The sequence below is a fragment of the Hyunsoonleella jejuensis genome (genome assembly GCF_900111025.1).
Lineage (GTDB): Bacteria > Bacteroidota > Bacteroidia > Flavobacteriales > Flavobacteriaceae > Jejuia > Jejuia jejuensis.
In genome coordinates, this window is the sequence record NZ_FOFN01000001.1 from 1,026,355 (window position 1) to 1,039,145 (window position 12,791).

General features: G+C 36.2%; 10 protein-coding genes. All 10 read left to right on the forward strand.

All coding sequences use genetic code 11. The annotated features are described in order from the left end of the window. Nucleotides 1-145: 145 nt before the first annotated feature. The 10 genes from thrA to BMY39_RS04475 all read left to right on the forward strand — a co-directional run bounded on the left by thrA (nucleotide 146) and on the right by BMY39_RS04475 (nucleotide 12,789). Nucleotides 146-3,544 (forward strand): bifunctional aspartate kinase/homoserine dehydrogenase I, encoded by a 3,399-nt coding sequence (thrA, locus tag BMY39_RS04430; RefSeq protein ID WP_092576028.1) that lies wholly within the window; start codon nucleotides 146-148, stop codon nucleotides 3,542-3,544. Nucleotides 3,545-3,589: 45 nt separating this feature from the next. Beyond that, entirely contained in the window at nucleotides 3,590-4,759 is a 1,170-nt protein-coding gene (locus BMY39_RS04435) for a trans-sulfuration enzyme family protein (RefSeq protein WP_092576031.1), read from the forward strand. Between the two features lie 101 nt (nucleotides 4,760-4,860). After that, nucleotides 4,861-6,066, forward strand: coding sequence for a polysaccharide lyase family 7 protein (locus BMY39_RS04440; protein WP_092576034.1), 1,206 nt, complete (start codon nucleotides 4,861-4,863; stop codon nucleotides 6,064-6,066). 39 nt (nucleotides 6,067-6,105) lie between these two features. Continuing rightward, on the forward strand, nucleotides 6,106-6,906 hold the full coding sequence (locus tag BMY39_RS04445) for a PhzF family phenazine biosynthesis protein (RefSeq protein ID WP_092576037.1): 801 nt from the start codon (nucleotides 6,106-6,108) through the stop codon (nucleotides 6,904-6,906). Nucleotides 6,907-6,924: 18 nt separating this feature from the next. Then, complete coding sequence (locus BMY39_RS04450; protein ID WP_092576040.1) at nucleotides 6,925-7,338, forward strand: RrF2 family transcriptional regulator; 414 nt, start codon at nucleotides 6,925-6,927, stop codon at nucleotides 7,336-7,338. Between the two features lie 180 nt (nucleotides 7,339-7,518). Beyond that, nucleotides 7,519-7,764, forward strand: coding sequence for a DUF2061 domain-containing protein (locus BMY39_RS04455; RefSeq protein WP_394333959.1), 246 nt, complete (start codon nucleotides 7,519-7,521; stop codon nucleotides 7,762-7,764). A gap of 12 nt (nucleotides 7,765-7,776) precedes the next feature. Beyond that, the gene (locus BMY39_RS04460) at nucleotides 7,777-8,397 is read left to right on the forward strand and encodes a phosphoadenosine phosphosulfate reductase domain-containing protein (protein ID WP_092576046.1); all 621 of its coding nucleotides are present in this window, start codon (nucleotides 7,777-7,779) and stop codon (nucleotides 8,395-8,397) included. Between the two features lie 10 nt (nucleotides 8,398-8,407). Further along, on the forward strand, nucleotides 8,408-9,313 hold the full coding sequence (gene cysD, locus BMY39_RS04465; RefSeq protein WP_092576050.1) for a sulfate adenylyltransferase subunit CysD: 906 nt from the start codon (nucleotides 8,408-8,410) through the stop codon (nucleotides 9,311-9,313). A 114-nt stretch (nucleotides 9,314-9,427) separates the two neighbouring features. Continuing rightward, nucleotides 9,428-10,675 (forward strand): sulfate adenylyltransferase subunit 1, encoded by a 1,248-nt coding sequence (locus BMY39_RS04470; RefSeq protein ID WP_092576053.1) that lies wholly within the window; start codon nucleotides 9,428-9,430, stop codon nucleotides 10,673-10,675. Between the two features lie 8 nt (nucleotides 10,676-10,683). Beyond that, the gene (locus BMY39_RS04475; protein ID WP_092576055.1) at nucleotides 10,684-12,789 is read left to right on the forward strand and encodes a HEPN domain-containing protein; all 2,106 of its coding nucleotides are present in this window, start codon (nucleotides 10,684-10,686) and stop codon (nucleotides 12,787-12,789) included. Nucleotides 12,790-12,791 lie beyond the last annotated feature (2 nt).

A 12,791-nucleotide genomic window follows, 5' to 3' on the forward strand; every position in this document is an offset into this window, starting at 1 on the left:
GTGCGAGGACTTGGAGCGGAAAGCCCGACCTGATAGGGTAACGCCAAAAAATAAATAAAACAAAAGTTGATAGGTTTTAATTCCCAGTCGACTTTATAACATAAGAGTAAGTATTCCTCCCCTTTGGGGAGGTTGGGAAGGGCTTATGAAACACAAATTACAACACATAACAATTAAGGATTACACTACCGAAAGTGGTGTGCTTAACCCAGAAATAAAACTGAGTTATCAGGTATTTGGTAAATCGCTTGGAAGCGCGCCAATTGTATTGGTAAATCATGCATTAACAGGCAATAGCGAAGTCGCTGGCGACAATGGCTGGTGGAAAGATTTAATTGGGACGGACAAGGTAATTGATACTAAATTATACACCGTTTTAGCGTTTAATATTCCAGGGAACGGATTTGATGGTTTTGTAATTGATAATTACAAGGATTTCGTGGCACGCGATGTGGCGAAGTTGTTTTTAAATGGACTTAAAACCTTGAAAACAGGAAGGCTGTTTGCTACTATTGGTGGTTCTTTAGGAGGCGGTATTGCTTGGGAAATGGCAGTATTACAACCTGATTTTACCGAACATTTGATTGTAGTGGCTACCGATTGGAAATCTACAGATTGGTTGATTGCGAATTGCCAAATTCAAGAGCAGTTTTTATTGAATTCCAAAAATCCTGTACACGATGCGCGGATGCATGCCATGTTGTGTTATCGTACACCAGAATCGTTTAAAGAACGCTTTCAACGCTCGAAAAATGATGATTTGGAGATTTTTAATGTGGAGAGTTGGTTGTTGCACCATGGAAATAAATTGCAAGAACGTTTTCAGCTATCGGCTTATAAGTTGATGAATCAATTGTTGAAGACCATTGATGTTACCAAGGGAAGGGACACTAACTTTAATGTGTTAGAAAACATCGAAGCAAAAATTCATATTATTGGCGTGGATTCTGATTTGTTTTTTACCGCCGAGGAGAATCGAGAAACCCATAAACAGTTAGCATTAACTCACCCTAACGTAACGTATAACGAAATACATTCGGTGCACGGGCATGATGCGTTTTTAATGGAGTATGACCAACTAGAAAAAATTGTAGAAGGCATTTTTGTGCCACATTCTAAAAGAAAACGTATGAAAGTATTAAAATTTGGAGGGAAATCTTTAGCCAACGGAAAAGGCTTAAAAACAGTACTTTCAATTATAAAACAAAAAGTTGAAGCCGGAGATAGAATTACGGTGGTGGTATCTGCTAGAGGTGCAGCAACTGATGATTTAGAGTCTATTTTGAATAAAGCTCTAAAAGGGGAGTCTTATCAAGAGGATTTAGAAGCCTTTAAAGCTTATCAAACTGAGCCTTTGAAAACTATCGATTTTTCTGAGGAATTTTCGGTTTTGGATAAATTATTTGAAGGTGTAAGCTTACTGCGTGATTACAGCAAAAAGACGAAAGATAATATTTTGGCGCAAGGCGAATTATTATCTGTGAAACTCATTGTAAATCTTTTAAACGCACATGGCATTAAGGCCAAAGCTACAGATGCGCGTGAACTCATAAAAACCGATGAATCTTTTGGTAATGCACAACCATTATCAAAATTATCTAAAGAAAACACACAGGCTTACTTTAGTAAAAATAAAGATGTTGTAAATGTGGTAACCGGTTTTATTGCCTCCAATTTAAAGAATGAAACCACTACTTTAGGAAGAAACGGTAGCAATTATACCGCTGCTTTAATAGCTAACTTTTTAGATGCTGAAGAGCTGCAAAACTACACACATGTTAGTGGTATTTACACAGCAGACCCGGTATTAGTGCCAGATGCCAAACAGATCAGGGAACTGTCGTTTAGTGAGGCTAACGAATTAGCCAATTTTGGCACATCGGTATTGCACGCTAAAACCATTATACCGTTAGTTGAAAAAAATATCAACCTGCGTATTTTAAACACCTTTAATGCAGACGATGAAGGTACGTTAATTACCGCAAGACCAAGTACCAAGGAGGTAACATCTTTAACAATTTTAGATAATGTGGCCTTGTTGAATTTGGAAGGTCGCGGATTACTCGGAAAAATTGGCGTGGATGCCCGTATTTTTGGCGCATTAAGTAAATATGGTATCAGTGTAAGTATCGTGTCTCAAGGGTCTTCGGAACGGGGCATTGGATTAATTATTGATGCAGACCAAGCAACCCAAGCTGTTATTGCCTTAGAACGTGAGTTTGAGAGCGATTTCTATTCTCAAGATGTGAACAAAATTGATGTGGTGGATGATGTAGCCGTGATTTCCATCGTGGGTATAGAGTTGAGCTCTTTCCATAAGCCGTTTAATGCATTGATTAAAAACCAGATTACTCCCTTACTTTTTAATAATACGGTTACAGGGAAAAATGTGAGTTTGGTGGTTAAGAAATCCCAATTGCATAAAGCAGTAAATGTAATTCATGGCGAAGTTTTTGGAATTTCAAAAAAGATAAATATTGCCATTTTTGGTCATGGTGGTGTGGGTGGCGCACTCATTAATCAGATATTAAAATCGAAAGACGATATTGAAAAACGCAAAGGCATTAATTTGAATGTGTTTGCCATAGCGAATTCTAGAAAACTTATTTTAGATAAAAATGGCGTGAACACCAATTGGCAAGAAGCTATTAAACATAGTACTTATGATAGTTCTATTGAAGATATTATCACTTATGCTAAAAATCACCATTTAGAAAATTTGATTGCGGTGGATAATACGGCGAGTGATGTGTTTTATAATAATTATATACCGCTAGTCGAAGCAGGATTCGATTTGGTGTCGTCCAACAAAATTGCCAATACCATTTCACATGAGTTTTATACCAAATTGCGTAAGCAGTTGGGCGAACATAATAAGCAATATTTATACGAAACCACGGTTGGTGCAGGATTACCACTGATTGATACGATAAAACTACTCCACGAATCTGGGGAAAATATCACAAGGATTCGTGGTGTGTTTTCAGGAACTCTAAGTTATTTATTCAATAATTTTTCGGTTCAGGATAAGCCGTTTAGCGCCATAATTAGAGAAACGGTTGATAAAGGGTTTACAGAACCCGACCCTCGTGAAGATTTTTCAGGAAATGATGTGGCGAGAAAACTTTTAATTTTGGCCAGAGAGTTAGATTTGAAAAATGAGTTTGAAGATGTTGAAATACTTAATTTAATACCAGAAGCTTATCGAGATATTTCGGTTGAGGAATTTTTAAGTCAGTTGGAAGTTTTGGACGATCAATATCAGAATTTGAAAGACGAGCAAAAAGAAGGGCACGTACTGCGGTATGTTGGTGATTTGTCGGGTGATTTATCTCAAGACAAGGGGAATTTAGAGGTAAAATTGGTATCTATTCCAGAAGATAGTACTTTAGGCCATGTAAAAGGCAGTGATGCGATTTTTGAAATATTTACAGAAAGTTATGGCGAGCAACCTATCGTGATTCAGGGAGCAGGAGCAGGAGCAGAAGTTACAGCGCGTGGTGTTTTTGGGGATATTTTGCGCTTGAGTAAGTATATTAATTAGTACGTTTTGTCATCCTGAACTTGTTACGGGATATAAAAAATAAACATGAGTAAGAAAAAACAATTCGAAACAGAAGCCATTAGAACACAAAGTGCAACCACGCAGTTTTCTGAGCATTCGGTACCGTTATATTTAACTTCGGGGTTTGTATTCGATGATGCCGAAGAAATGCGCGCCTCTTTTGCGGAGGAAAAACAACGCGATTTATACAGCCGCTACAGCAACCCAAACGTAAACGAGTTTGTAGATAAAGTGTGCGAAATGGAAGGTGCGGAAGCAGGTTTTGCGTTTGCAAGTGGTATGGCTGCGGTGTTTTCTACATTCGCCACTTTGTTGGATGCGGGCGACCATGTGGTGTCTTGTAGTTCGGTGTTTGGGGCTACGCACGGGCTATTTACTAAGTATTTCCCAAAATGGAATATTGAATGTTCGTATTTTAATATGGATGAAGTTGAAACGATAGAGGATTTAATTCAACCAAACACCAAATTTATTTACGCTGAAACGCCAACCAATCCAGGAGTCGATGTTTTGGATTTAGAATATTTAAGTACCATTTGCAAAAAGCATAATCTGTTATTGGTAATTGATAATTGCTTTGCGACCCCATATTTACAAAACCCGATAAAATTTGGCGCAGATTTGGTAATTCATTCCGCAACTAAATTGATGGACGGACAAGGACGTGTTCTTGGTGGCGTTACTGTTGGACGAAAAGAGTTGATAAGAGAAATATATTTATTCTCGAGACTAACAGGACCTTCTATGAGTCCATTTAACGCATGGGTATTGTCCAAATCTTTAGAGACCTTGGCAGTCCGTGTTGAGAAACATTGCGAAAATGCGTTAAAGTTAGCAGAGTTTTTAGAAGCGCATCCTAAAGTAAAATGGGTGAAATATCCGTTTTTAAAGACGCACCCAAAATACGACATCGCCAAAAAACAAATGCGCTTAGGAGGCAACATTGTAGCTTTTGAAGTTGAAGGCGGATTGGAAGGTGGTAGGTTGTTTCTGGACGCCATTGAAATGTGCTCGCTATCGGCAAACTTAGGTGATACAAGAACTATTGTAACGCATCCTGCAAGTACTACACATGCCAAAGTTGAAGCAGAAGTTAAAGCTGCTGCAGGTATTACCGATGGTATGGTGCGCTGTTCTTTAGGACTGGAGCATATTGATGATATTATAGCTGATATTGAGCAAGCTTTGTCTTAATTTTTATAGGTAAATAGCAAGTTTTTCAATGTTTTACAAAGAATTTCTTAAATTGGTTAACCAATTTAAGAGTTAAGTGCTATTTTTGTAAAAAACATGCTATGAAACCAATAAGAGTTATTTTTACACTTCTAATTTTTATATCAATTACTAGTTGTAGTTCAGAAGATTCAAATGAAGAAGAGAAGGCTATAGAATTGAGTTTATCTTCAGTTTCTGAATTTTCTTCAAATCAAGAAACAAAATCACTTACAGTAACTGCTAATTTATATTGGTATACTGCAAATAACAATGATTGGATTACCCTTACTCCCACCAATGGAACGAATAATGGGACTATAAATATCACTGTGTCTTCAAACCCAACAGAAATTAAACGTACCGGAATAATTAGTGTTATAGGCGGAGATGTAGCAAGAGATTTAACCATTACCCAGGCGGGAAAAGAGGCAAATACAGGAGGATTAGATGCAAATAAAGCACCTTCAGAAAATTTTGATTTATCTACTTGGAATTTAAGCATTCCAGAAGATAAAGGGAATGGTACAGCAACTACAATTACCGTTAGCCAGATTAATAATAATTATGAAAACAGTAACTATTTTTATACTGGTGATGATGGCGGCATGGTGTTTAAATGTCCAGTAGATGGCTTTAAAACTTCTGCAAATACAAGTTATGTAAGAGTAGAACTGCGTGAAATGTTACGAGGTACTAATACAAGTATAAGTACGCAAGGTGTAAATAAGAACAACTGGGTTTTTGGTACTGCCCCCGAAGCTGATAAAAATGCTGCTGCGGGTTATGATGGAGAAATGAACGCCACACTTTCAATAAATCATGTGACTACAACAGGTAGTAGTAGTCATATTGGTCGCGTTGTTATAGGTCAAATTCACGCCAATAGTGATGAGCCCATTCGTTTGTATTATAGAAAGCTAAAGGACAATGAATTAGGGGCAATTTATTTTGCTCACGAGCCCACTGACGGTAATGGAGATGAACAATGGCATGAAATGATAGGTTCAAGAAGTAATAGCGCATCAAATCCTTCTGATGGAATTGCACTAAATGAAAAATTTAGTTATAGGATAAAAGTTGTTGGAGATATTTTGACTGTAATCATTATGAGAGAAGCAAAAGATAACGTTGTCAAAACCATAAATATGGTGAATAGCGGATTTAACGTGGGAGGACAATATATGTATTTCAAAGCAGGTTTATACCATTTGAATAACTCTGGAGATGCTGACGATTATGCTCAAGTTACGTTTTATGCTTTAGAAAAATCACATACAACTAATTAATTTTTATTTAAAAAAACACCAAAAAATAAGTAAACAGATTTGATAGATAACAAAACGATATACCAAGTAGATGCGTTTACAGATGCAGCATTTAAAGGAAACCCTGCAGGGGTTATGATTTTAGACACCTTACCTTCAGAGGAATGGATGCAAAATATGGCTGCAGAAATGAACTTATCCGAAACGGCTTTTGTTGCACCAAATAACTCAGGTTATGATATAAGGTTTTTTACCCCAACGGTTGAAATTGCTTTATGTGGGCATGCTACTTTGGCTTCGGCGCATATCATGTATGAAATGGGAATTGTATCTTCTGAAGATAGTATTCATTTTAATGCAAAAGGAGGAAAACTGGAAATTACTAAGGATGGAGATTTTATCTCTATGACATTTCCGCAATATCGCTTATCCAAGGCTGAAACTCCTATAAACTTCAAATCATATTTAGGTTTTGAACCCGTTGCGTTTTACAAAAGTGATGACAATTGGGTTGTTGCAGTTGCTGAACATCAAAAAGATATTGAAAATTGCAATCCTAATTTTGAAGCTTTAAAGGCTAATGGACTTGGGCATCTCATGGTGACATCCGAAGGAAAAATTGAGAATGTAGATTTTGTAGTGCGTTGTTTTGTACCACAGGCAGGAATTAATGAAGATCCAGTTACGGGATCAGCGCATTGTGCCTTAACACCTTTGTGGGCAAATAGATTAGGCAAAACTGAAATGGTGTCTCATCAAATTTCTGAACGAGGTGGTGTTTTAAATGTTGCGCTTAAAGATTATAATGTGGAAATTAAAGGAACAGCAATTACTGTTTTTGAGGCTACATTGAAAATATAATTTATATATATTAGCAATATGCTTTCTAAAAAAACAAAATATGGACTAAAGGCTTTAGCCTTTATTGCAAGAAGTGGGGACGATGTTCCCGTTCAAGTAAGTGCAATAGCCAAGAATGAGCAAATTCCCCAGAAATTTTTAGAAAGCATCTTGTTAACACTTCGAAAAGCGGGTGTCTTAGGTTCTAAAAAAGGAAAACATGGCGGTTACTATTTGAGAAATGAACCTTCTGAAATAAAAATGACTGACGTAATGCGAGTTTTGGAGGGGCCTATTGCTATGGTACCTTGTGTAAGCCTAAACTATTACGAGAAGTGTGATGATTGCCCTGACGAGCACAAATGTAGTGTGCATAAACTAATGATTGAAGTTAGGGACAGTACACTTAAAGTGTTCAGAAATACTACATTGGCTGATTTATCTCAGGTTTAGCCATTAACAAATTCTTAAATTTTACCAAGAACTTAATAAGTTTTCTTCGATTTATCGTCGAAATGCATCATTATTCTAAAAAATAAGTTTCACAGTTTGTAGACTGAAAAAAAATATTACTTTTGTAATCCCTACTAAATTGATAGGATTAATATAATATAACGACAAATGATTGCGCAAATGTTATTAAAGAGTAAAGAAAAGTCCACTTACAAAGAAGACAGTGTTGGTGAAAAACCGATACGTAGTGTAGCCAAAGCTTTGAGTTGGCGCGTTGTAGGTACTTTAGATACTCTAGTGGTTTCTTATATTTTAACAGGAAGAATATCTCTTGCGGCCTCAATAGCTTCTGTAGATTTTATTACAAAATTGATTTTGTACTTCTTCCACGAGCGTATTTGGAATGTTATTAAATGGGGAAAATAAACGGATAGAACAATGTTTACGGAAGAACAAATAAAAGAATTAAACGAGGCGTATAAAGAAGCTTCGCCTTCAGAAATTATTCATAAGGCTTTTGAACTTAATAATAAAGCAGTAGTAACTACAAACTTTAGACCTTATGAAGCTGCAATCCTTCATGCGGTAAGTGCTATTGAATCTCAAATACCTGTAGTTTGGTGTGATACTGGTTATAATACACCACAAACTTATAAGCACGCAGAACAAGTTATTAAAGATTTAAACTTAAATGTGTCTTTATATGTACCAAAACAAACATCTGCACACAGAGATGTGGTTATGGGAATTCCTAGTATTGATGCTCCAGAGCATGCTTTATTTACAGAGCAAGTTAAGCTAGAACCTTTTAAAAGGGCTATGGATGAGCATAAACCAAACGTATGGTTCACAAACTTGCGTCAAGGGCAAACTGCTTTTAGAAACAGCATTGGTATTTTTAGTTTAAGTAAAGATGGCGTATTAAAAGTGAGTCCATTTTATTACTGGTCTGATGAAAAATTAGATACTTATTTAGAGGAAAATAATTTACCGAACGAGTTTAAATATTTCGACCCAACTAAAGCATTAGAAAATAGAGAGTGTGGTTTACACGCTTAAATAAGATATTATGAAGAAAGATACATCACATATCAATTCGCTTGAAAATGAAGCGATTTACATCATGAGAGAAGTAGCAGCACAGTTTGAAAAACCAGTGTTGTTATTCTCAGGAGGAAAAGATTCAATTACTTTGGTAAGACTTGCGGTAAAAGCATTCTATCCTGCAAAAGTACCTTTTCCCTTAATGCATATTGACACAGGACACAACTTCCCTGAGACCATTGATTTTAGAGATCGTTTGGTACAAGAATTGGGTTTAGAACTAATTGTAAGAAACGTTCAAGATTCTATCGACCAAGGAAAAGTGAAAGAAGAGTCCGGTCGTTATGCCAGTAGAAACATGTTGCAAACCACAACACTTTTAGATGCTATTGAGGAGTTTAAATTCGATGCATGTATTGGAGGAGCCAGACGTGATGAGGAAAAAGCAAGAGCAAAAGAGCGTATTTTTTCCGTGCGTGATGATTTTGGACAATGGGATGAGAAAAACCAACGTCCGGAATTGTTTGATATGTTGAATGGTGAAATTGACCATGGGCAGAATGTTCGTGTATTCCCTATTTCTAACTGGACAGAGCTTGACGTTTGGTCTTATATCGAAAAAGAAAATATTGAAATCCCATCCATTTATTTTGCTCATAAACGCAAAGTGTTTTTGAGAGATGGATTGATCTGGTCTGCCGAAGACGGTGTGGTTTACAGAGATGAAGAGGAGGAAGTAATTGAAGAAATGGTGCGTTTTAGAACTGTAGGTGATATGAGTTGCACTGCAGCGGTATTGTCTGAAGCAGCAACAATTACAAAAGTGGTTGAGGAAATTAGGGATTCTTCAATTTCAGAACGTGGTGCCCGTATTGATGATAAACGCTCTGAGGCAGCAATGGAAAAACGTAAACAACAGGGGTATTTTTAAAATTTTCTTTTGAAAATTTTGCCTTTAGCTTTTGGTTTGTAGCCTTTAGCAAACAATAAAATGAATATTAAATGGGCTAACAGCAAATAGCAAATAGCCAACAGCCAAATAAAAATGGAAGTATTAAAAATAGCAACAGCAGGAAGTGTAGATGATGGAAAAAGCACCTTAATTGGTCGTATTCTTTATGATACAAAATCCTTAACTACAGATAAGTTAGAAGCCATAGAAAAAACAAGTAAGCAACGTGGGTACGATTATTTAGATTTTTCCTTAGCTACAGATGGTTTAGTTGCCGAAAGAGAACAGGGTATTACTATAGATGTAGCGCATATTTATTTTTCAACAAAGAATAAAAGCTACATTATTGCAGATACGCCAGGACATGTAGAATATACGAGAAACATGGTAACAGGAGCTTCAACTTCCCAAGCGTCTATTATTTTAATTGATGCTAGAAAAGGGGTTATCGAGCAAACCAATCGCCATTTTTTCATAAATAATTTGTTGAGGATTAAAGATGTTGTTGTGGCCATTAATAAAATGGACTTGGTAGATTATTCGGAAGATGTTTATAACAAAATTAAAGCTGATTTTGAAGAATTGATGAAAAAGCGAGATTATCAAGATCAAAAAATTTCATTCATCCCGGTTAGTGCTTTAAAAGGTGATAATGTGGTGAATCGTTCTGATAATATGCCTTGGTACACAGGAGAAGCCTTATTGGAGCATTTAGAACAACTAGATAAAGCCGATATTTTTAATGTAGGTACACCGCGTTTTCCAGTACAATATGTTATTCGCCCAAAAACTGAAGATTACCACGATTTTAGAGGATATGCTGGTAAAGTTTATGGTGGTGATTTAAGCGTAGGCGACGATATTATTGTATTACCGTCAAAAACGCGCTCAAAAATTAAGGATATTTATTTTTATGATGAAAAGTACGAAACGGCTTCTAGACGTTCTTCGGTAACCATAACTTTAGAAAATGATATCAATGTAAGTCGTGGCGATATGATCGTTAAGGAAGGAGACTTGCCAACTATCGATAAGCAGTTTACTGCAAATGTATGTTGGATGGATACCGATGAGTTAAGACCAGGCAATAAATACGTTGTTCAGCATGGTGTTAACAAAGTGCTGGCAAAAATAGACCGCATTAATCATAAAATTCACCCAGACTATTCAGGTTTTGAAAAAGATGTTACAGGTTTAGGAATTAATGATATTGCTTCGGTGACCTTCAAGTTAAACAAACCTATTTTTTACGATCAGTTCAAAAACCATAGAACTAACGGGTCGTTCATTATAATCGATACACAGTCTAACAACACAGTTGGTGCTGGGTTCATCCAATAAAAAAGAAAATGCAGAGTTTTAGAACGGAAATTGAAAATCCAGTTGTTGAAAGAGATATTATCGAATTAGCGAATAAAATAGAGCTTTTTCATAATGGAAAAATAGATGAAGAAAAATTTAGAAGCTTACGTTTAGCACGTGGGGTTTACGGTCAGCGTCAAGAAGGCGTGCAAATGATTCGGATTAAATTACCTTACGGAAAAGTAAAAAGCAACCAATTACGCAGAATTTCAGATGTTTCTGATGAATATTCTAGAGGGAGATTGCATATTACTACACGCCAAGACATTCAAATTCATTATGTAGATTTAAATAGAACACCAGAGCTTTGGTCAGAACTTGAGCGTGATGACGTAACGCTTCGCGAAGCTTGCGGAAATACAGTGAGAAACGTAACAGCGTCTGAAACTGCTGGGATCGATCCAAATGAACCATTTGATGTTTCGCCATATGCCGATGCATTATTTAAATTCTTCTTACGTAACCCAATTTGTCAAGAAATGGGACGTAAATTTAAGGTATCATTCTCGTCTTCTGATGAAGATACAGGATTATCATACATGCATGATTTAGGTTTTATTGCAAAAATTAAAGACGGCGTTCGTGGATTCAAAGTGATGATTGGAGGAGGTTTAGGCTCGCAACCACGTCATGCTGATGTGTTGTATGATTTTCTAGAAACCGATAAAATTATTCCAGTAATGGAAGGTGTTTTAAGAATTTTTGATCGTCATGGCGAGCGTAAAAGTCGTGCTAAAGCGAGAATGAAATTCTTAATTAAAGATATCGGTCTAGACGCCTTCAAGGCATTGGTTGATGCAGAACAAAATGCTATAGAATTCAAATCTGTTGCCATTGATGCAGGTGCTTATAAAGCGTCAACACCAATTGAAGTTGCTGAAATTCCAGAAGTGTCTATTAAAGATAAACAAGCTTTTGAAACTTGGAAATCTACTAACTTAATTCCACAAAAGCAGGAAGGTTATGTAGCTATAGGTATCAAAGTGTTGTTAGGTGATTTTTATACTGATAAAGCGAGGTTGTTAGCCGATTTAGTAGAGCACTATGCTGCAGGCGAGATTCGTTTATCTTTACGTCAAAACATTGTAATTCCTTTTGTAAAAAAGGAATTGGTGCCATTTTTCTATACTGAATTAGAAAAGTTAGGCTTTGTAGAAGCTGGGTATAATAAGGCTATTGATATCACAGCATGTCCCGGTACAGATACATGTAATTTAGGTATAGCAAGTAGTACAGGGATTTCTGTAGAGTTAGAGCGTTTGCTTAAAGCCGAATATCCACAATATTTGAAGAACGAAGATTTGGTGATTAAAATTAGTGGGTGTATGAATGCTTGTGGACAGCATAACATGGCAAATATTGGTTTTCAAGGGATGACAGTGCGTACGCCAGATAAATTGGTTGCACCAGCATTACAAGTATTGTTAGGAGGAGGAAATTTAGGTGATGGTAACGGAGCATTTGCGGATAAGGTTGTAAAAGTACCAAGCAAAAGAGGACCTGAAGCATTGCGTAGAATTCTGAATGATTTTGAAGCTAATGCTAACGGAAAAAAATTTGTAGATTACTATAAAGAAAAAGGAGAAAAATATTTTTACGATTTCTTAAACGATTTACAAGATGCTACTAATTTAACGCAAGCCGATTTTATTGATTGGGGAGAAGAAGAAAAGTATGTAAAAGAAATTGGTATTGGTGAATGTGCTGGTGTTGTAATTGATTTGATAGCAACCTTGTTTTTAGAAAGCGAAGAGAAGATTGAAAATGCCAAAGAGTCTTTCGATAATAAAGTGTATTCAAGTGCTATTTATCATGCTTACAGCTCTCTAGTGAATTCTGCGAAAGCGTTATTATTAGCTGAAAACAAGAAAACAAATACGCATGCGGGTATCATTTCTCAGTTTGATGCGCTATTTGTTGAAAGTGGAAGAATTGATTTAGGTGTTTCTTTTTCAGAATTGATATATCAAATTAATAAATTTGCACCAACTGTTGATTTTGCTTCAACATATATTGAAAGCGCAAATCAGTTTTTAGGCAAGGTGAGAGCGTATAGAGAAGCTCAAACACAACTAGAAAAAAAGGCAGTTTAATA

Excerpts from the sequence above, each read along its gene's own strand:
- BMY39_RS04440 (WP_092576034.1), top strand. The coding sequence starts at position 4,861 with ATGAAACCAATAAGAGTTATTTTTACACTTCTAATTTTTATATCAATT.
- BMY39_RS04450 (WP_092576040.1), top strand. The coding sequence starts at position 6,925 with ATGCTTTCTAAAAAAACAAAATATGGACTAAAGGCTTTAGCCTTTATT.
- BMY39_RS04435 (WP_092576031.1), top strand. The coding sequence starts at position 3,590 with ATGAGTAAGAAAAAACAATTCGAAACAGAAGCCATTAGAACACAAAGT.
- thrA (WP_092576028.1), top strand. The coding sequence starts at position 146 with ATGAAACACAAATTACAACACATAACAATTAAGGATTACACTACCGAA.
- BMY39_RS04470 (WP_092576053.1), top strand. The coding sequence starts at position 9,428 with ATGGAAGTATTAAAAATAGCAACAGCAGGAAGTGTAGATGATGGAAAA.
- BMY39_RS04455 (WP_394333959.1), top strand. The coding sequence starts at position 7,519 with ATGTTATTAAAGAGTAAAGAAAAGTCCACTTACAAAGAAGACAGTGTT.
- BMY39_RS04475 (WP_092576055.1), top strand. The coding sequence starts at position 10,684 with ATGCAGAGTTTTAGAACGGAAATTGAAAATCCAGTTGTTGAAAGAGAT.
- cysD (WP_092576050.1), top strand. The coding sequence starts at position 8,408 with ATGAAGAAAGATACATCACATATCAATTCGCTTGAAAATGAAGCGATT.
- BMY39_RS04460 (WP_092576046.1), top strand. The coding sequence starts at position 7,777 with ATGTTTACGGAAGAACAAATAAAAGAATTAAACGAGGCGTATAAAGAA.